This window comes from Marinobacterium halophilum, assembly GCF_003014615.1.
Taxonomy (GTDB): Bacteria; Pseudomonadota; Gammaproteobacteria; order Pseudomonadales; family Balneatricaceae; genus Marinobacterium; species Marinobacterium halophilum.
In genome coordinates this window covers 119,502-138,883 of sequence record NZ_PYGI01000008.1, presented here as the reverse complement: position 1 = coordinate 138,883, position 19,382 = coordinate 119,502, and the positions used below count along the sequence as shown (strand labels likewise).

Here is a 19,382-nt window from a genome sequence, read left to right as displayed (position 1 = left end):
TTCCTACCCCGTTCGAGGTCGCAATGGCACGAGTAACCGTTGAAGATTGTCTGGAAAATGTAGAAAACCGCTTTGAACTGGTGATGGTTGCGTCCAAGCGTGCGCGCCAGCTCGCGGTTGGCGGCAAAGAAGCCAAGGTTGATTGGGAAAACGATAAACCGACGGTTGTTGCCCTGCGTGAAATCGCGGAAAACCTGGTTAACCGTCAGGTGATGGAAGATCCTGAGCAGCAGTGACCTTTTCCCCGCGGCAGTAATACGGCATCATCAAGGGGTAGGTGGCTGACGCGTGTCAGCCTTCAGCCCTGACGGAGACGTTGATGCCGACGATAGACGCCCTTTCCCACCGCCTTGAAGAGTACCTGACGCCCGAGCAGATCGCCCGCGTCCGGCGTGCTTACTTCTATGCCGAACAGGCCCACGACGGCCAGCGGCGCAAAAGTGGCGAACCCTACGTTACGCATCCTCTGGCGGTTGCCAATATACTGGCTGGCATGCATATGGACCATCAGAGCCTGATGGCAGCCATGCTGCATGACGTGATCGAAGATACCGAGATCAATTATGCCGGGATTGAAGAGCAGTTCGGCACGTCGGTCGCGGATATCGTTGATGGTGTATCCAAACTGACCCATCTTGAATTCGAGACCAAGGCCGAGGCCCAGGCGGAGAATTTCCAGAAGATGGTGCTGGCGATGGCGGAAGACATTCGTGTCATTCTGGTCAAGCTGGCCGACCGTCTGCACAACATGCGTACGCTGGGCGCGATGCGCCCGGACAAGCAGCGGCGTATCGCCCGTGAAACCCTCGATATCTATGCCCCCATTGCGGCTCGTCTGGGCATGCGTGACCTTCAGGTTGAGCTGGAGGATCTGGCATTCCAGTCCTATTATCCGATGCGGGCCAAGCGTATCCGTCGAGCCGTGGTACATGCCAGAGGGCAGCGCAAGGATGTTATCGAGCAGGTGCGTGAAAGCGTCCAGAGCCGCCTGCAGCAGGAAGGCTTGAACGGGCGTGTCAGTGGCCGTGAAAAACACCTCTACAGCATTTATCGCAAGATGAAGGTGCAGCGCAAGGCGTTTGCCGACATCATGGACGTGTTCGCGTTTCGTGTCGTGACCGACACGGTTGATGACTGTTACCGCATCCTCGGTGCAGTGCATAACCTGTACAAGCCGGTGCCGGGCTGTTTCAAGGACTACATCGCGATTCCGAAAGCCAACGGCTACCAGTCACTGCACACGGTACTGTTCGGTGCCCGCGGCATGACCATTGAGGTGCAGATTCGCACGGCCGATATGGATGCGGTGGCCAGTCAGGGGATTGCCGAGCACAGCCATTACAAGGTCAAGGGCAGTACCGAAACCGCGCTTGGCTCTTACAACCGAGCACGCAAATGGGTTCAGGGACTGCTGGAGATGCAGCAGAGTGCTGGTGACTCCATGGAGTTCATCGAAAGCGTGAAGAAGGACCTGTTCCCCGACGAGGTCTATATTTTCACGCCGAAGGGGCGAATCCTTGAGCTGCCCCGCGGGGCCACGCCGGTGGATTTTGCTTATGCGGTACACACCGATATCGGCAATTCCTGCGTCTCCTGTCGTATCAACCGCCGATTGGCACCGCTGTCCGAGCCGCTGGAAAGTGGGCAGACGGTCGAAATCATCACCACGCCCCGTGCCCAGCCCAATATGGCTTGGCTCAATTTTGTGGTTACCGGCAAGGCGCGTACCAGCATCCGCCATTTCCTGAAAAACCAGCAGCGTAACGAATCGATCGAACTGGGCCGCCGTCTGCTGGGCCAGTTCATGGGCAACTACGGTGCCTCACTGGATGATATTGATGCCGAGCGTTTGGACCTGCTGCTGAAGGAAGCCAGTTTCAAGACCCTTGATGACCTGCTTGAAGATATCGGCATGGGCAACCGCATGGCCTATGTTGTTGCCCGCCGGTTGCGTCCCGAAACCCAGTCCGATCAGGATGCCCATCCGACCGAACAGGGGCGGGCGCTGGCGATTCGCGGTGCCGAAGGGACCGTGATGCAATATGCCCGCTGCTGTCACCCGATACCCGGGGATGCCATTATTGGTCACATCAGCAGTGGTCGCGGTCTGGTGGTGCATCGTACGGAGTGTCGCAATATCGGTTATCTGCGTGATAATCCGGAAAAGACGATCTACTTGGAATGGTCTGCTCCGCAGGATAATGCAGAAGAATTCGTGGTTGGCCTGCAGCTGGAGGTGCGTTCACAGCGCGGTATCATCGCCAATCTGGCGACGGCGGCGGCGAATACCGGTGCCAACCTGCTCAAGATCGACAGCGGCGAGCGTGACGGTCAGCTGTACAGCGTGCAGATGGAATTGACCGTATTTAATCGCGTACACCTGGCTCGGGTGATCCGCAAGCTGCGTGGGCTCAGCGCAGTCAATCACATCAACCGTCAGTAAGTTGCTGTTGGGGCGCTGCTGATCAGCGCCCCAGTGCCGCACCCTCTCGGCGGGGATCGACGCCGGCTTCCCAGCGGCCGTCGGCGCGCTGGCGCAGCGCATGGATGCCGCTGTTCAGTTCACGAATTTTGACCTCATGGCCTCGCTCCTGCAGCTCGAACAGCAGCTGTTCGGCGGCCGTATCCTGCTCCAGTTCGGTGACACCGTTACGGTTGCTGACATGGCCCTGATGCAGAATTTCCTGCAGTGGCAGGTCGGTATGCAACATCAGCAGCAGTGTCTGCGCCACATAATTGATGATGCGGCTGCCACCGGGTGAGCCGAGGGCGGCGATCGGGCGGTTGTGGGCGTCGAATACGATAACCGGTGCCATGGAGCTGCGCGGGCGCTTGCCGGGCGCAATGCGATTGGCGACCGGGCGACCATCCTGCTCCGGCACGAAGGAGAAGTCGGTCAGCTGGTTGTTGAGTAAAAACCCGCCGGCCATCAGGGTGGAACCGAACGCCATCTCGATGCTGGTCGTCATGGAAACCAGGTTGCCGGCGGCGTCACGGATAACGAAATGGCTGGTGGATGGCAGTTCAGGTGCCTGGTCATCACTGCGGGGCAGCGTTACCGGTTCACCGGGAGCGGCGCTGCCCATATCCTGCTGTGCCTGTATCAGCTGTGCACGTTGCTGCAGGTAGGCCGGGTCCAGCAGTGCGCTAACCGGTACTTCGATGAAATCACTATCAGCCAGATAGCGGCCGCGATCGGCATAGGCCAAGCGGCTGGCCTGAGTCAGGCGGTGGCTGAAGTCGGCATCCGGCAGCCCGCGAATGCTCAGCGGATTGACGGCGAGCAGCCCCATAATCTGCAGCAGAGTCACGCCGCCGGAGGTGGGCGGGGGGAAACCACAGATACGATAGGTTCGGTAGGGACGGCACAGAGGCGCACGCTCCCGTGCCTTATAATCAGCCAGGTCCTGCTGGCGCAGTAATCCCGGATTATCGTCGGCGGTGGTGACGGCTGCCAAAATCTGTTCGGCGATGGTACCGGTATAGAATGCGTCAGCGCCTTGGGTCGCGATCTGCTCCAGTGACGTGGCCAGTGCCGGGTTGCGCAGCAGAGTGCCGACAGGCAAGGGTTCGCCCTGCGCAGTAAAGAAGTAGTCACGGGCTTCAGGGTAGCGCCCCAGTCCCGGGTTGATACCGCTGGCGATCAGCTGGTGCAGACGCGGACCGACATGGAAGCCAGCCTTGGCCTGGTTAATGGCTGGAGCAAATGCCTGATGCCACGGCAAGCGGCCATGGCGGCGGTGGGCCAGCTCCAGCATGCGTACCACCCCGGGCGCGCCGACAGAGCGGCCGCCTACCAGTGCCTGCTGCCAGGGCATTGGAGTGCCATCGGCGTTCAGGAACAGATCTGCCCGCGCCGCAGCCGGTGCGGTTTCCCGACCATCATAGGCGAACAGCTGCTGCTGTCCGGCGTCCCAGTACAGCAGGAATGCACCCCCGCCGATTCCGGACGACTGTGGTTCAACCAGCGTCAGCATGGCCTGCACGGCGATAGCGGCATCCAGTGCGCTGCCGTCATGATCAAGCATATCCATCCCGGCCTGTGTGGCCAGTGGGTGGGCGCTGACGACCAGACTGTGTTCGGCAACGAAGCTATCCCTGTGCTGCCAGCCGGTGGCGCGCTCGGGTGCCAGCGACTCGTTGACTGCATGGGCCGGCGTCAGTACCAGCAGCAGAATCAGCAGCCACAGGGGCTTGGGTAACATCATGGATGCTCCTCGAAGATGCCGGCGGCACGGTTTTTAACGACACGCTCTGGATGAAACACGCGCCCGTTCATGAAAATGTAAATTCCAGCCGGCAGTGCCTGTGCCAGCGCAACGGCTCCGCCCAGATTGAAGGCGGCGTCACTGTCACGAAAACGGGCCGGCTGCATGGCGCCGGTCAGCACGATGGTGCGTTCGCTGAGGTCCTGCAGTGCCATGGCTGTCTGCACCAGCGTATCGGTGCCGTGAGTAATAACAATATGGCGGCAATCGTCTTCGGTGATGGCCGCATACAGTGTCTGACGGTCGGCATCGGTCATATCGAGGCTGTCCTTGCGCAGCACGCTGTGTACGCTGTAGGTGCAGCTGACCCCAGCCATCTGCATCAGCTCGTCTGCCATCGGTTCGCCGATGCTGTATTCACTCAGTGCATCGTAGTAAACCTTGTCGAATGTGCCACCTGCGGCCAGAATTTTGATCTGCATGGATGTGTGAAGGTCCTGTTTGGGATAGGCTTGGATACAGTAATATCAAGCGGGTAACCATTACAGCCTGATCCACTCGCGTTATGGGAGATAAAGCCTTGTCTGTTGGAGTTTCCGTAGAGTACCTGACTGAAACCGCTGCTGCACCGGTCCGTGTGGTACTGCTGCATGATCGCACCGGCAAAGTGCTGGCTTTGTTGCCGGCCAATGCACTACTGGATCTGGGACGACTCGGACAGCTGGCGGGACGTGAGCTGCAACCGGTCAAGGCTGAGGACGCGCAGCGCTTCTTCAATCAGGCGGCCCTGCAGACCCCGGCCGGGCGTGAGCAGCTGTTTACCCTGCCACTTTTGGTGGATCAGAGCTGTCCGTCGGGTGCGCTGAAATGTCTGGAACCCCACTCGGGATGGCAATGTGAGCTGGCACGGCGGCCGGTACATGATCGGGTCTTGAGTGGTGAGTTTGCGCTGACACCCACGCTACCTCATGCGGCCGTTGCCGGCTTGAGCGATGACGAAACCGTGATCAATCGTGCGGTTGAGCGGTTTACCAGTCTGCGTGTGCGTCAGCGTCTTGATGACCTGCTGGGGCTGCCGGGCATGTCCGACTCGATGCGTACCATTGTTCAGCTGCGCTCAAACCCTGATGCCGGAGTGGATGATCTGGTGCCGGTGGTCAAGCGTGACCCCAGCCTGTCGGCGCAGGTGATGGGCTGGTCATCTTCGCCCTACTATGCGGCACCGGGCAAAGTTCGTTCGATTGAAGATGCCATCATCCGGGTGCTGGGGTTTGATCTGGTAATCAATCTGGCGCTCGGTGTGGCCATGGGCAAGGTGATGCAATTGCCCGACGATACGCCCAGAGGCTCGATCTATTACTGGGACCAGGCATTGTATACCGCCACATTATGCGAGCGGTTGGCAGCCAAGGCCCAACTGGATGAGCGTCCGCGTCCGGGATTGGCCTACCTGTCAGGCCTGCTGCACAACTTTGGTTATCTGGTGCTGGCACACCTGTTTCCGCCCCATTTCTCGCGTTTGTCCCGTTACATCGAAGCCAATCCACATCTTGAACAGCAGCAGATCGAGCATGAAGTGCTGCACGTGACGCGTGAGCAGATTGGTGGCTGGTTACTGGAAAACTGGAAGTTGCCGGATGAGGTGGCGGCGGCGGTCCGTTTCCAGCAGGCACCGGAGCTGGCGGGTGAGCATCAGGTGTATGCCCGTCTGCTGTTCCTGGCCAGCCGTCTGCTGCGTGCAGAAGGGTTGAGCGATGGGCCGAAGGCCGCGCCGGATGAGGCCCTGATGGCTCATTTGGGGCTTGAGGCCGAGGATGTTCGCCAAGCGGTTGCCGAGGTGAAGGCCGAAGCGGAAAACCTGTCGCAGGTTTCCCGTCTGTTCAGCCAAAAACACTGATCAATCGGCGCTGGCCAGGCTCTGCTCCAGCGCCTCCAGTGCCTCCTGTTGTTCCAGCCATTGCGCTTCACTGTCCGCCAGCTGGCGAGTGAGTTCGGTCTGGCGCTGCAGTAGCTGTTTCAGCTCGTCCTTGCGGGCATCACTGTACAGGTCGGTATCGGACAGGGATGATTCGATCCCGTCCAGTGCCGCAGTATGCTGTTCCATCTGCAGTTCCAGAGCATCGACCTTTTTCTTCAGCGGTCGCAGCAAGGCACGCTGTTCCGCCTGCAGACGTTTCTGTTCCTTGCGTTCGGCGGCACTGAGCGAGCGTCCTGCATCGGCTGCGGTTTCGGTGCTGCTGGCGGTTGTACGCTTCTGTTCGTCACGACGCTGCTGTGCCAGCCACTGGTGATAGTCCTCCAGGTCGCCATCAAACTCGCTGATTGCACCATCGTTGACCAACAGGAACTGGTCCACGGTGTTGCGCAGCAGGTGGCGGTCATGGGATACCAGAATCAGCGCGCCTTCAAACTCCTGCAGGGCGAGAGTCAGGGCGAGACGTACCTCGAGATCAAGATGGTTGGTCGGCTCGTCGAGCAACAGCAGGTTGGGTTTCTGCCATGCAATCAGGGCCAATGCCACTCGGGCCTTCTCTCCGCCCGAAAAGCGGCCGACCGGGTCCAGCGCATCATCGCCGATGAAGCCGAAGCTGCCGAGGAAGCTGCGCAGTTCGGCATCAGTGGCTTTCGGGCTAATCCGCTGCAAATGCAGCAGCGGTGAGGCGTGCATATCCAGGGCTTCCAGCTGATGCTGGGCAAAGTAGCCGATGCGCAGATGCTCGCCTTCACTGCGTTCGCCAGCGAGCAGGGACAGATCGCCGACCAGCGTTTTGATCAGCGTCGATTTACCGGCACCGTTGGCTCCGAGCAGGCCAATACGGGCACCCGGAATCAGGGTCAGGGACTGGCCCTTTAGAATCGTACGGTCGGGGTAGCCGAGGTCCACTTCGGCCAGTGTCAGCAGCGGCGATGAAATCTTGTCACTGCTGTCGAAACGGAAGGTGAATGGCGAGTCGATGTGCGCAGGTGCGATCTGTTCCATGCGCTCCAGCTCTTTCAGTCGGCTCTGGGCCTGCTTGGCCTTGGACGCCTTGGCCTTGAAGCGACGCACGAAGGATTCGATCTGTTGGATACGGTCCTGCTGTTTCTCGAATGCGGACTGCTGTTGTGACAGCTTTTCGGCACGCAGGCGCTCGAACGCAGTGTAGTTACCCTTGTAGAGAGTCAGCGTCTGGTGGGCCTGGTGTACGATATGACTGGCGACATTGTCGAGGAAATCACGGTCATGGGAGATCAGCAGCAGGGTGCCGGGGTACTGGCGTAGCCATTGCTCCAGCCAGATGGTGGCGTCGAGATCCAGGTGGTTGGTGGGCTCATCGAGCAGCAGCAGGTCGGACGGTGACATCAGCGCCTGCGCCAGATTCAGACGGATGCGCCAACCGCCGGAAAAGCTGTTGACGCTGCGGGCGTCATCGCCGGGCACAAAGCCCAGTCCGGCCAGCAGTTGGTGGGCGCGAGTCTCGGCCCGATAGCCATCCATCGCTTCAAGGGCCGCGTGCAGTTCACCGATGCGGCCATCCTGATGGTGTTCTTCGGCTTGCCGGAGTTCGGCCTGGACGGCGCGCAGGCGATGGTCACCATCAATGACATATTCCAGCGCGCTGCGTTCACGGGCGCTGACCTCCTGCGCCATATGGGCGATCCGTAGCCGTGTCGGCAGCAGCAGTTCGCCGGCGTCCGGATGCAGTTCGCCCAGCAGCAATTTGAACAGGGAGGACTTGCCGACGCCATTGGCACCGACAATACCCACTTTCCAGCCCGCGTGCAGGGTCAGGTTGGCCTCTGCTAGCAACTGCTGCGGGCCGCGATGTAAGCTAAGGTTCTGTATCTGAATCATGGCGGAGATAATATCACAGCATGGGACCGGACAATCCTCTCTGGCAGTACGCACTGGCACTTTATGCCCGATCCGGGGTTGAACAATGTTGTCTTCGGCTTCAGGATCAAGGGGCCGCTGTCAATTGTCTGCTGCTGGCCTGCTGGTCAGGCACGCAGGGTGTGGTAGTGGATGCCGAACGCTGGCGGTCACTGGATGCCTTCTGGCGACATGAAGTGACGGAACCGTTGCGCCACATCCGTCATCAGGTGCGTAGTCTGCGCGCCCGGCAGCCTCAGGTTGAGGCCTGTTACCGTGCGCTGCAGCAGGCTGAACTGGCAGCCGAACAAGTGGAATTGCAGCAATTATGGCAAACCGCACAGCACTGGTTACCGGCGGCAGAAGCCGGGTCGGTATTGATCCATGCGAATTTGGCGACGTACAGTCAGCTGTTGCCGCAGCCGTTAGCGCAAGCCGAATGGGAACAATTGGCTGCGGCAGCTACCGAGTTATCACTGGAGGATGCTGAACTTTCTTCCGGGCAGAGTTACTAATCACACACGATGTACGCTTAACGATGCGAACTAAGGACATGATGATGAAAAAAAGCATGCTTGCCATCGCCCTGAGCGGCGCTCTGGTTGCAAGTGCCGGCGTCCAGGCTGAAACACTGGAAACGGAACAGCAGAAACTGAGTTATAGCCTGGGCCTGATTCTGGGTGAACGTCTGCAGGCTGACATAGATGAACTCGACATCGAGACCTTCACACGCGGAGTGGAGGCCGTCTACAAGGCTGAGACCCCGTTGCTGGACCAGGAACAGGTGGCTGAGGTCATGCAGGCGTTCCAGAGCCGCAAGATGGAAGAGCAGCGTCAGGCGGTTGCCCAGCTGGCACAGGAAAACCTGGATAAAGGTACGGCTTACCAGACTGATAATGGCAAGCAGAAGGGTGTGAAGACCACTGAATCCGGTCTGCAGTATCAGGTGCTGGAAGCCGGTAGCGGCAAGCATCCGACGGCTGAAGATACGGTCAAGGTGCATTACCGTGGCCAGTTGATCGACGGCACCGAATTTGACAGCTCCTATGCCCGTAACGAACCGGTATCGTTCCCGTTGAACGGCGTGATTCCGGGCTGGACCGAAGGCCTGCAGCTGATGAAGGAAGGTGGCAAAAGCCGTCTGGTGATTCCGGCTGAACTGGCATACGGTCCGGGCGGCATGGGCAACGCGATTGGCCCGAACGAGACGCTGGTATTTGAAGTCGAGCTGCTTGAGATCAACCCGTCCGAGGACAAGTAAGACTTCGGTAACACCTGCTGCTGCAGATGTGTGGCAGGTGTTATCAGCGTAACCAGTTCATCCGGCCGTTGGTACCGATGGCCAGCCAGCTGTTGCCGTCGCTGCCGAACTCAACGGCGAGTACCCCCGCGCTGGTGGGGCCGTATGCAGCATCCTTGTCTACTTTCCAGCGCCGCAATACCTGTTTCCGGTTCAGATCCCATAACTCCACCGTGCCGTCCGCTCGCCCGGTGAGCAGCTGGTCGCTGTTGTCGGAGAAGCGTGCACTGAGATAACTGAGGCGTCGTGGAATCAGGCTGTCGTCACCGCTGAGATGAAACAGTACCTCACCGCTGTCGGTCTGCCAGATCACGGCCTGATCCAAACTGCCTGAACTGAATGCCAGCCGCCCGTTGGGTGCCAGTGCAACCGTATCCACGGTATTGCCAAACGCGACCTGGTGCAGCTCGGTGGCGCTTTCCAGATCCCAGAGACGGGCGATGCGATCATCGGCTCCGGTTAATGCCAGCCGCTCGTCACTGCTCAGTGCCACGCTGCGTACCCGCGCAGGATGGCGCAGCGTTTTCAGTACACCGCCGCGACGAATATCGAAATAGACCGCTTCAAAATTGCCCATACCCAGCAAGGCATAGTTGCCCTGACGGGACAGTTCGGCATCCAGAATTTCGCCCGGAGCACTCCAGAAGCCTTCAGCCTTGCCGGTGCCTACATTCCAGAGTACCAGATCTTGCGGGTTGGCGGTGAGGGCAAAGCGGCCTTCCGGTGAAAAGTCGACGGCCGACATCGTGGTGAACACACCGGCCTGATGGTTCCAGTCAAAGGCGCGCGCACGGGTCTGTACGTTCCACAGACTGCCGCCATGGCTAACGGCTCCCACCAAGGCATGAATACCGTCCGCACTCAGGTCGGCACTGTAGAGGCCGCTCTGTTCGGTAAGGCGCATGGATTCGGCTGCCGAGTCCGCGCCGGCGCCACAGCCCGCCAGCAACAGGCTGCCCAACAGCAGCGAGAGCGGGCGGCCGGGGGTCACGTCGACTCGACCAGTTCTTTGTGAGCGTTATGCAGGATTTCGATCAGTTGATCTTCCAGGGCAAAGCGTTCTTCAAGCGTTTCGCCCAGTTCCGACAGCTCACGGGCCAGCTGACACACTTGCTGCAGCGTCATGTTGCCAAGCGTGCCGTAGGTATCGTTGAAATCCAGCGCGCTGTCAGTGGAGGGCTGGATGTGAGGGAATATTTCCTGCGCCTGCTCCAGACTGCCGTCAGCAAACTCACTGCCTTCGCGCAGCAGCTGCTCGTACACTTCGAAATGACCGGATGACAGATAATCCATCAGCAGATCACAGAATTCGCCCACCGAGCTGTTCAGTGGTGAACCCACTTCCTGAGTCGGGATGGAGACAAAGACAGAGATCAGCCGCTGCCGTTCCTCCAGCCAGTGATCGATGATCGTACTGACACCGCCCCAGCGGTCTTTGGCATTGCGACATTTTTCAAGCATGACCGATCCCTCCGACATTGATTCATTCAATACTACTGCCAGCCCCCAGAGGGTGCAACACGCAGTCGAAGACGTGGAGATCCTGTTGGGCAGAAGGGTATACTGGGCGCGAATCGACAATGGGAGAATAGACCATGTGGCGACACTTGGGATTGTGGCTGGCCCTTTTGGCCTCAACATTGAGCCTGCCGGTGCAGGCCGATGAAACAGCGGAAGATTACATCAACTATATCGAGCTCAAACCCTTTGTCACCAACTTCGGCGGACCGGGGCCGGTCCGCTTTCTGAAAGCGGAAGTGACGATTCAGGTGGAAGATCCGGACGCCCATCATGCGGTCAATGCACATATGGCGCACATCCGGAATGATCTGGTGTTTTTGTTCTCGGCGGTACAGACCGAGGACGTCGGTAGTGTTGCGGCGCAGCAGGTGCTTGCCGAACAGGCCTTGAAAACGGTGCAGCAGCTATTGCAAGAGGAGACCGGCAGCACACATGTGGCCGATCTCTTTTTTACCAGCTTCGTGACGCAGTAAGTCAGAACTCAGCTGGCAACGTAGGTTGCCAGGAATTCGGCGAAGGCGGGTGCGGGCTCCGCTTCAAGAGCGGCCTGTTTAGCCAGGGATTCATGGGCCGCACGCTGCAAGCACGCGTTACTTTCAGGCGTCAGCAGCGGTGTCGTGGTATGGCGGTGCTGGCGGCTCATCTCCAGCACCCACTCGCTATGGCTCAGGCCACTGCTGCGCAGTGCTGCCAATACCTGGGCTGAAGGCGTCAGATCCGGCTCGGCCACTTTGTCACGCTGTGCCTCGACGGCGCGGCGATGGGCATCACCGCCCTGCACTTCGTCCAGCAGTTCGGCGGTACGTGCTACCTTGTCCAGAATCTCGTTGGCCAGCTGCTCACGGGGCAGTTCGCCACGGCGGCTGTGCAGTAACAGACCCGGCTCACGGCCGCGGTTGACGACACGGCTGTGGTTTTCGGCAACCAGCGCACATTCACGCTCGTCCAGATCATCGGCCTGACCGAGCAGGCAGGTGATCAGAAAGGCATTGAGGAACTCGGCCTGTTCGGTGTCGATGCCCAGTGGCAGCAGCGGGTTGATGTCGGTATTGCGTACCTCGACATACTCCACGCCCCGACGCATCAGTGCATGTACCGGTTTTTCGCCGGATTCGGTGACCCGTTTCGGCCGCACGTCACTGTAATACTCGTTTTCGATCTGCAGCACGTTGGTATTGAGCTGGCGATATTCGTTATCGACCAGCACGCCGAGCTGCTCGTAGGCCGGATGTGAGGTATGGATCGCACGGTGCAGCGAGTCGGCATAGGTGTCGAGATGGTTGAAACAGATCTGCAGGCTGGCCTGTGCCTTGTTGGAATAGCCCAGATCGCTCATGCGCAAGGATGTGGCATAAGGCAGGAACAGGGTGTCCTTGTCCAGCGTTTGCAGGGTGTGAGGTCGGCCCGCCAGAAATGAAGTCGACAGGGCCGGGGACGCGCCGAACAGGTACAGCAGTAACCAGCCGTAACGGCGGAAGTTGCGGATCAGGCGGAAGTAACCTGCGGAGCGGAAGGCCTCCAGGCTGCTGTTATCGCCCTCCAGCTGCTGCCATGCGGGCCAGAAGGCGTCCGGCAGCGAAAAGTTGTAGTGGATACCGGCAATGGTCTGCATCATCTTGCCGTAGCGGTACTTCAGCCCCTGGCGGTAGACATGCTTGAGCTGACCGACATTGGAGCTGCCGTATTCGGCGACCGGGATCGATTCTTCGTCGGGAATTTCGCAGGGCATGCTGGCGCACCAGAGCTGCTCGTCACCCAATTGGGTGTAGGTGAAAGCGTGCAGCTGGGTCAGAAAATCGAGCGCAGCGGCCGGGGTGTCATGCACCGGGGTGATGAACTCCAGTAGTGCTTCCGAATAATCAGTGGTGATGAAGTCATGGGTCAGTGCCGACCCCAGGCCGCGTGGGTGCAGTGTCTGGGCAATACCCGCAGCGGCGGTGACACGCAGTCCTTCCTTCTCGATCCCCTGACGGGTCCGGGTGAGCAGATCAGCATGGCCGGCATGGGCCAGGCGTTCGAGTTGGTGTTCGAGGGTTGCCAGCACCGTGGTGATTCCTGTGGTTAAACCTGTAGGGGTGCGCATTATACGTCCACCCCCTGTGAAAATGCATCCGCTCAGCGGCGACCCGAACCCAGACCAGCGGCCTTCAGCTTGTCGGCCAGTGAGCCTTTGACCGGAGTCGGTGCCGCAGGTTTGGCGCTGGAGCGCCGGTCGGTGGCAGCGGTGGCAGCGGCGCGGGCGGGCGCTGCGTCAGTGTTGGACTTCATGGTCAAGGCGATACGCTTGCGGGCGGCATCGACCTCCAGTACGCGTACCTGCACGATCTGGCCACTGCTGACGATGGTATGCGGGTCGCTGACAAAACGGTCGGCCAGTTGGGAAATATGCACCAGACCATCCTGATGGACGCCGATGTCAACAAAGGCACCAAAGTGGGTCACATTGGTCACTACACCTTCCAGTGCCATGCCGGGCTGCAGATCCTTCAATGTTTCCACCCCTGCCGTGTATTGCACCGAGCGGAACTCGGGCCGCGGATCACGGCCCGGTTTTTCCAGTTCGGCGAGGACGTCGCGCACGGTGTAACCACCATAGCCCTGAGCCTCCAGCCGCGCCGGATCAACCTGTTTCAACTGCTCGGGTTGTTGCAGCAATGTTTGCAGCTGCAGACCACAGGTGGCTGCAACCGCTTGCGCCAGCGGGTAGCTTTCCGGATGCACGGCGGTATTGTCCAGCGGCTCCTCGCCATCACGGATGCGCAGAAAGCCGGCGCACTGCTCAAATGCCTTGGGCCCCAGACGTGGTACCTTGAGCAGCTGACGGCGGTTCCGCAGCGCGCCATGCTCGTCACGCCAGGCGACCAGATTGTCGGCAGTGGTGCGGTTGAGTCCGGCAACATGACTGAGCAGCGCCGCAGAAGCCGTGTTCACGTCCACGCCGACATGGTTGACGCACTGCTCGATCACGCCGTCGAGCGACTCGCCCAGGCGGGTCTGGTCCACGTCATGCTGATACTGGCCAACGCCGATCGATTGGGGATCGATCTTGACCAGTTCTGCCAACGGGTCCTGCAGACGACGGGCGATGGACACCGCGCCACGAATGGTGACATCCAGATCGGGGAATTCAGCCGCAGCCAAGGCCGAGGCGGAGTAAACCGAAGCACCGGCTTCATTGACCAGTACCGCGTGCAGATCTTGCTGTGGCAGGGCCGAGCAGACCGCCTGGGCCAACTGCTCAGTCTCGCGCGATGCAGTGCCGTTGCCGACCGCGATCAGTTCAACGCCATGTCGCTGCGCCAGCTTGGTCAATGCGTGCAGGGATTGGTCCCACTGCTTCTGCGGCGCGTGCGGGTAGATCGTAGTGTAATCCAGCAGCTTGCCGGTGGCATCGACCACGGCGACCTTGGTGCCGGTACGCAGCCCCGGATCCAGCCCCATCGTGGCCTTGGCTCCGGCGGGAGCGGCCAGGAGCAGGTCATTCAGGTTGCGTGCGAACACCTCGATCGCTGCAGCGTCGGCCTGCTCGCGCAGGCGCTTGATCAGCTCGGTCTCCAGTGACGGGCGCAGTTTCTTTTGCCAACCCTGCTGCAGCGTCTGCTGCATCCAGGCGTCAAGCTGGGATGGACGCAGATGTTGGCGTTTGGCCATCTGTTCTTCCGGCCAGCCAGCAAGCGTGTCCGGCAGGTGCAAACCGGCCTTGAGGGTACCTTCGGCGACGCCACGCAGTACCGCCAGCGCCCGGTGCGAGGGCACGCGGGCGACCGGTTCGGCATAGTCGAAGTAGTCGCGGAACTTGCTCTCGGGGTCAGCCTTGCCGCGGGCGGCACGGACCTGGAATTCGCCCTGCTGCCAGAGACGCTGGCGCAGGGTGCCGATCAATTCGGCGTCTTCGCTCAGGACTTCCAGCACAATCTGACGTACGCCCTCGGCGACCGCATCGGTATCGGCAAAACCGGCTTCGGGATTGAGATACTGCGCCAGTTTGGCCGTCGGCAGCTGACCATTTTGCAGCACGGCCTGCGCCAAGGGCTCCAGCCCCGCTTCTCTGGCTTCCTGCGCCTTGTTGCGCCGTTTGGGACGGTAAGGCAGGTAAAGGTCTTCCAGACGGGCACGGCTGTCGGCGTCCACCAGGGCGCGTTCCAGTTCCGGTGTCAGCTGGTTGTACTCGCGCAGGCGGCCGAGGATGGCATCGCGGCGGCTGTTCAGCTCGCGCAGCTGCCCCAGACGCTCGTGCAGCTGGCGCAGCTGGGTGTCATCCAGCGCACCGGTCTGTTCCTTGCGGTAACGGGCGATGAAGGGGAGGGTGGCGCCCTGATCCAGCAGGGCGAGGGTGGCGACGACCTGAGCGGGCTTGATGCTCAGTTCCGTCGCCAGTTGCTGTTCAATGGTCATGTCGGCTCGACTCGGGATTCAGGGTACCTGCAGGATCTGCAGTGAGTTGGTGCCACCATGCTCGCCGATGCGGGCGCCGCGGGTCAAGATGACACGGTCACCGCTGGTCAGCAGATCAAGGGCCTGCAGACCGGCCAGAATCTCGTCGTTAAGGCGTGCCTCGGCCACGGCGGTGGCATCGAAGAACATCGGCATGACGCCACGGTACAGCGCCATGCGGCGCATGGTGCGGTGGTTGCGGGTGAGCGCGAAGATCGGCAGGCCGGAGCGGATACGTGACATCCACAGCGGTGTGGAGCCGGATTCGGTCAGGCAGATAATCGCCTTGATGCCTTCCAGACCATTGGCGGTGTACATGGCGGCACGGGCGATCGCCTCGTCGGTGCGGGTACAGGTGTGGTCCGGTGCCACGGGTGCCGGTCGCGACAGCTGGTGCTTCTCGGCACCCTGACAGATGCGGGTCATCGCTTCGACCACTTCCACCGGATAATTGCCGGCAGCGGTTTCGGCCGACAGCATCACCGCGTCGGTACCATCGAGGATGGCGTTGGCCACGTCGAACACCTCGGCGCGGGTCGGCATCGGGTTCAGGATCATGGTTTCCATCATCTGGGTGGCCGTGATCACCACACGGTTAAGCTGACGAGCACGTTTGATGATGTGCTTCTGCACGCCGATCAGCTCGGCATCACCGATCTCCACGCCCAGGTCGCCACGGGCAACCATGACGCCGTCGCAGGCGTTGATGATCTCGTCCAGGGCTTCAGGTGTGGCCACGGTTTCGGCGCGCTCCACCTTGGCGATGATTTCAGCACGGCTGCCGGCGGCTTCCAGCAGGGCGCGGGCAGTATTCAGATCCTCGGCCGTACGCGGGAACGACACGGCGACATAATCCAGCTCCAGTTCGGAGGCGACCTTGATGTCGTGCTTGTCCTTGTCGGTCAGTGCGGCTGCACTCAGGCCACCGCCCTGGCGGTTGATGCCCTTGTTGTTGGACAGCGGGCCGCCGACGGTCACTTCGGTCTCGATGCGGCTGCCATCGATCTCCAGCACTTTCAGCTGCACGCGGCCGTCATCCAGCAGCAGTACATCTCCCGGCACACAGTCCTGCGGCAGTGCCTTGTAGTCGACACTGACGGCCTGCTGGTCACCGGCGGTTTCGTCCATGGCGGCGTCCAGCGTGAAGCGGTCGCCGATAACCAGCTGCACGGGGCCCGACTTGAAACGTGAGATGCGAATCTTCGGCCCCTGCAGATCGCCCAGCAGGGCTACGGCTTCACCGGTCCTACGGCTGGCTTCACGCACGGCTTCAACGCGACGGCGATGGTCGGCGGAGCTGCCGTGGGAAAAGTTCAGGCGCACGGTGTTGACGCCGGCACGGATCAGGGCGTCCAGTGTGCCGGGAGCATCGGTAGAGGGACCCAGGGTGGCTACAATTTTCGTACGCTTAAGCATCGATTCGGATCTCATGTCGAGGGAGGGGCGTGGTCTAGACTAAAGTATGACTGTGCAGGCTTTTTTTCAAGTGTCTGCCGCTTTGATGACGTCACTATGACGGTTGGGTGGTGTGGCGCATCAGGACATAGGTGCAGTGGCGGGTGTGTTCGCCTGGGGTGAAAAACATGCCACCCGGTTAAAGAGCCGGGCGGCATATACGATCATAGCTGGAAGCGGTTGACCATTTGCTCCAGCTGCTGCGACAGTTGGGCGAGTTCGTCAGAGACGTGATTCAGATGCTCCGAACGTTCAGCGGTCTCTTCGGCGCTGCGGCTGATTTCGGTGATGCTGCGCTCGACGCTGCTGGCCATCTCGCTTTGTTCGCGCACGGCACTGGCGACCTGATGGTTGAGGTCGTTGATGACCCGCACTTCCTCGTTGATGTTGGTCAGCGAGGTGTTGCAGCGTTGTACCTGTTCGACACCGTCACCGGCAGCGCTCAGGGCTTCCTGCATCACCGCTACGGCATCCTTGGCATCGCTCTGCAGAGTAGCAATGATGGCGTTGACCTCTTCGGTGGAGTTGTGGGTCCGGCTGGCCAGCGTGCGTACTTCGTCGGCGACCACGGCAAAGCCGCGCCCCTGTTCACCGGCTCGCGCCGCTTCGATTGCTGCGTTCAGGGCCAGCAAATTGGTCTGCTCGGCAATCTTCTGGATTACCTCCAGTACCGTGCCTACATTTTGGCTCTGGCTGTCGAGCTTCTGGATTACGCCAGTAGCACGCTCGATGTTCTGCTGCAGTCGGGAGATCGCGGTGATCGCCTGGTGGGTGATTTCGGCACCGTCGGTGCTTTCCTGCAATGCCATATCGGAGGCGGATACGGTATTTTCGGCACTGGCGGCCACGCTGCGGGTCGCCGCTTCCATCTGCTCCATGGCTGAGGCAACCGAGCTGGTCTGCATCTGCTGATGATGCACGGCGGCGGAGGATTCAGTAGCGACACGGCTGATGCGGCTGCCGGACTCGGCCAGACGAGATACAGTCTGGTTGACCTGCTTCATGCTGTCATGGATGTTATCGAGCATGGAATTGAACGCGGTGGACATCTGGCCGATCTCATCGCGTGAGTCCACCGGAATACGCAGACTCAAATTGCTGTCCCGCTCGATGGCATGGATGGTATCGGCCAATCGGTTGACCGGGCTGACTACAATGCGGCGCAGCAGCAGGCTAATCAGGATGATACCGGCGATGAACAAACCCAGTTCGATCAAGGCGACGCTGATCAGGTTGCTGTTGACCTGTTTGTCCAATGCTTCGAACGAATAGGTCACGCGCACGGCACCGATCACCTCGCCTTCCTCGACCTGATGGCAGAGCAGGCAGTTGGTACCCTTGTAATCCGACATCGCCTGCATCGGTGTGACTACTGTCAGGCGGTGCCCCTGATCATCATCCAGCTCGGCGACCACGTGCTCGCCCTGCATGGCGCGACGGTCGAGTTCGTCAACCGGATGAGAGTCATCACTGCCGGGACCATAGACGCTACTGATCTGTTCGCCACGAATGATGCGGGCTTCCAGAATGGCGTCATTGGACAGGATTTTTTGTTGCAGTGTGGCGCGATTGGCCATGGCACCGCTGAGCATCAGTATGTTGATGCTGTCGAAATAGGAGTCGGCTGTATCCAGCGTCGAGCGGGTGACCACCTCATCGACCAGCGAGGTTTCGCTGCGGTAGATGGTGGTCAGTGAACTGACCAGAATGATCAGGAATACGGCGACCAGTGACAGGTTGACCTTGTGTTGAATCGAGAGCCCTTTTTGCACTGTATTCCATCCTGAATGTTGGCTGGATTGATAAAAAATGGGTAAAAAACTGACGCCGTCAGTATACAGATCCTAAGCAAAAAAATGCTGACCTGCCACAAGTGATCGACTTGAGGCTGGAATGCATGTGGCAGCACGGAAACACTGCGTTGGCACTAATAATAGAACATGAATGATCCAAAGCGGGAAGTCCAGCCTATGCTCATCCGGATGATTGCCCCGGCAGCAACGCGGCTATCACGGGCAGCAACTTTTTGATGCCCGTCAGTTGGCGCTATACTATGCGCCCTTTTGTATAACCCGACAGAGAATCGATATGCTCGGAGTAATTGCAGCACTCTGGGGCTTCACCGGGATTTGCCTGCTGTTTTCCAGTGCGATCTATCGCCTGGGCGGCATGGCGCTGGAGATGCCGCTGGGCAGTTTCGAGTGGTACCACTGGCTGGCGCTGGTTCTGTGCCTCGTGTTCATGGGCTTTGCCGAGGGCTATCGCGGCTTTCAGCAAAACTTTTCACCGCGGGTGGCGGCCCGTATCCGTTACTTGAAACAGAATGTAACGCCGCTGCGTGCGCTGCTGGCACCGGTGTTTTGCATGGGGTTCTTTCATGCCCAGAAACGCCGTCAAATGGTGACGATTTTCCTGACGCTGGGGATTTTGGGACTGGTCATGCTGGTGCGGCTGCTGGAGCAGCCCTGGCGAGGTATTGTCGATGCCGGTGTGGTACTGGGACTGAGCTGGGGGCTGGTGTCGTTGGCAGTGTTTACGGTGCAGGCCCTGACCCGCACCGAATTCCACTACTCACCGGAGACGCCCGACAGGATATCCTGAAGGCGTCTGG

At 60.0% G+C, this 19,382-nt stretch carries 16 protein-coding genes; 7 read left to right on the top strand and 9 right to left on the bottom strand.

Features of this window, described 5'->3' with window-relative positions; all coding sequences use genetic code 11:
* The first annotated feature begins 23 nt into the window (after positions 1–23).
* Positions 24–236: a DNA-directed RNA polymerase subunit omega gene (gene rpoZ, locus CLV44_RS07495; RefSeq protein ID WP_106591490.1), complete on the top strand. Its 213-nt coding sequence runs from the start codon at positions 24–26 to the stop codon at positions 234–236.
* A gap of 83 nt (positions 237–319) precedes the next feature.
* Positions 320–2,443, top strand: a complete 2,124-nt coding sequence (gene spoT / locus CLV44_RS07490; protein WP_106591489.1) for a bifunctional GTP diphosphokinase/guanosine-3',5'-bis pyrophosphate 3'-pyrophosphohydrolase — start codon at positions 320–322, stop codon at positions 2,441–2,443.
* Between the two features lie 22 nt (positions 2,444–2,465).
* On the opposite strand, the gene ggt is transcribed toward spoT, so the two are convergent.
* Positions 2,466–4,208, bottom strand: a complete 1,743-nt coding sequence (gene ggt / locus CLV44_RS07485; protein ID WP_245912635.1) for a gamma-glutamyltransferase — start codon at positions 4,206–4,208, stop codon at positions 2,466–2,468.
* Positions 4,205–4,690 (bottom strand): asparaginase domain-containing protein, encoded by a 486-nt coding sequence (locus tag CLV44_RS07480; RefSeq protein ID WP_106591488.1) that lies wholly within the window; start codon positions 4,688–4,690, stop codon positions 4,205–4,207. The genes ggt and CLV44_RS07480 overlap by 4 nt, the downstream gene beginning before the upstream one ends.
* A 98-nt stretch (positions 4,691–4,788) precedes the next feature.
* On the opposite strand from CLV44_RS07480, the gene CLV44_RS07475 reads away from it, so the two are divergent.
* Entirely contained in the window at positions 4,789–6,105 is a 1,317-nt protein-coding gene (locus CLV44_RS07475) for an HDOD domain-containing protein (RefSeq protein WP_245912634.1), read from the top strand.
* Here CLV44_RS07475 and CLV44_RS07470 read toward each other — a convergent pair whose 3' ends face one another.
* Entirely contained in the window at positions 6,106–8,043 is a 1,938-nt protein-coding gene (locus CLV44_RS07470) for an ATP-binding cassette domain-containing protein (protein WP_106591486.1), read from the bottom strand. It lies immediately after the preceding gene.
* 20 nt (positions 8,044–8,063) lie between these two features.
* Between CLV44_RS07470 and CLV44_RS07465 the strand changes: the two genes are divergently transcribed.
* Entirely contained in the window at positions 8,064–8,576 is a 513-nt protein-coding gene (locus CLV44_RS07465) for a TIGR02444 family protein (RefSeq protein ID WP_106591485.1), read from the top strand.
* Positions 8,577–8,620: 44 nt separating this feature from the next.
* Positions 8,621–9,322, top strand: coding sequence for a BamJ family beta-barrel-assembly machinery protein (bamJ, locus tag CLV44_RS07460; RefSeq protein WP_106591484.1), 702 nt, complete (start codon positions 8,621–8,623; stop codon positions 9,320–9,322).
* 43 nt (positions 9,323–9,365) lie between these two features.
* On the opposite strand, the gene CLV44_RS07455 is transcribed toward bamJ, so the two are convergent.
* On the bottom strand, positions 9,366–10,352 hold the full coding sequence (locus CLV44_RS07455) for a WD40 repeat domain-containing protein (RefSeq protein WP_245912633.1): 987 nt from the start codon (positions 10,350–10,352) through the stop codon (positions 9,366–9,368).
* Entirely contained in the window at positions 10,349–10,822 is a 474-nt protein-coding gene (rsd, locus tag CLV44_RS07450; RefSeq protein ID WP_106591483.1) for a sigma D regulator, read from the bottom strand. The genes CLV44_RS07455 and rsd overlap by 4 nt, the downstream gene beginning before the upstream one ends.
* Positions 10,823–10,956: 134 nt before the next feature.
* Here rsd and CLV44_RS07445 point away from each other — a divergent pair, with 134 nt between their 5' ends.
* The gene (locus CLV44_RS07445) at positions 10,957–11,355 is read left to right on the top strand and encodes a flagellar basal body-associated FliL family protein (RefSeq protein WP_106591482.1); all 399 of its coding nucleotides are present in this window, start codon (positions 10,957–10,959) and stop codon (positions 11,353–11,355) included.
* 8 nt (positions 11,356–11,363) lie between these two features.
* Here the strand turns inward: CLV44_RS07445 and gshA are convergent, their stop codons facing one another.
* The 4 genes from gshA to CLV44_RS07425 form a co-directional block, all read right to left on the bottom strand.
* Entirely contained in the window at positions 11,364–12,965 is a 1,602-nt protein-coding gene (gene gshA / locus CLV44_RS07440) for a glutamate--cysteine ligase (RefSeq protein WP_245912632.1), read from the bottom strand.
* A gap of 32 nt (positions 12,966–12,997) precedes the next feature.
* The gene (locus CLV44_RS07435; protein WP_106591480.1) at positions 12,998–15,277 is read right to left on the bottom strand and encodes a Tex family protein; all 2,280 of its coding nucleotides are present in this window, start codon (positions 15,275–15,277) and stop codon (positions 12,998–13,000) included.
* 18 nt (positions 15,278–15,295) lie between these two features.
* Entirely contained in the window at positions 15,296–16,732 is a 1,437-nt protein-coding gene (gene pyk / locus CLV44_RS07430; protein WP_106591479.1) for a pyruvate kinase, read from the bottom strand.
* Between the two features lie 203 nt (positions 16,733–16,935).
* Complete coding sequence (locus CLV44_RS07425) at positions 16,936–18,543, bottom strand: methyl-accepting chemotaxis protein (RefSeq protein WP_106591478.1); 1,608 nt, start codon at positions 18,541–18,543, stop codon at positions 16,936–16,938.
* Positions 18,544–18,859: 316 nt separating this feature from the next.
* Here CLV44_RS07425 and CLV44_RS07420 point away from each other — a divergent pair, with 316 nt between their 5' ends.
* Positions 18,860–19,372, top strand: a complete 513-nt coding sequence (locus CLV44_RS07420; RefSeq protein ID WP_106591477.1) for a hypothetical protein — start codon at positions 18,860–18,862, stop codon at positions 19,370–19,372.
* Positions 19,373–19,382 lie beyond the last annotated feature (10 nt).

Excerpts from the sequence above, each read along its gene's own strand:
- rpoZ (WP_106591490.1), top strand. The coding sequence starts at position 24 with ATGGCACGAGTAACCGTTGAAGATTGTCTGGAAAATGTAGAAAACCGC.
- spoT (WP_106591489.1), top strand. The coding sequence starts at position 320 with ATGCCGACGATAGACGCCCTTTCCCACCGCCTTGAAGAGTACCTGACG.
- ggt (WP_245912635.1), bottom strand. The coding sequence starts at position 4,208 with ATGATGTTACCCAAGCCCCTGTGGCTGCTGATTCTGCTGCTGGTACTG.
- CLV44_RS07480 (WP_106591488.1), bottom strand. The coding sequence starts at position 4,690 with ATGCAGATCAAAATTCTGGCCGCAGGTGGCACATTCGACAAGGTTTAC.
- CLV44_RS07470 (WP_106591486.1), bottom strand. The coding sequence starts at position 8,043 with ATGATTCAGATACAGAACCTTAGCTTACATCGCGGCCCGCAGCAGTTG.
- CLV44_RS07465 (WP_106591485.1), top strand. The coding sequence starts at position 8,064 with ATGGGACCGGACAATCCTCTCTGGCAGTACGCACTGGCACTTTATGCC.
- bamJ (WP_106591484.1), top strand. The coding sequence starts at position 8,621 with ATGAAAAAAAGCATGCTTGCCATCGCCCTGAGCGGCGCTCTGGTTGCA.
- rsd (WP_106591483.1), bottom strand. The coding sequence starts at position 10,822 with ATGCTTGAAAAATGTCGCAATGCCAAAGACCGCTGGGGCGGTGTCAGT.
- CLV44_RS07445 (WP_106591482.1), top strand. The coding sequence starts at position 10,957 with ATGTGGCGACACTTGGGATTGTGGCTGGCCCTTTTGGCCTCAACATTG.
- gshA (WP_245912632.1), bottom strand. The coding sequence starts at position 12,965 with ATGCGCACCCCTACAGGTTTAACCACAGGAATCACCACGGTGCTGGCA.
- CLV44_RS07435 (WP_106591480.1), bottom strand. The coding sequence starts at position 15,277 with ATGACCATTGAACAGCAACTGGCGACGGAACTGAGCATCAAGCCCGCT.
- pyk (WP_106591479.1), bottom strand. The coding sequence starts at position 16,732 with ATGCTTAAGCGTACGAAAATTGTAGCCACCCTGGGTCCCTCTACCGAT.
- CLV44_RS07420 (WP_106591477.1), top strand. The coding sequence starts at position 18,860 with ATGCTCGGAGTAATTGCAGCACTCTGGGGCTTCACCGGGATTTGCCTG.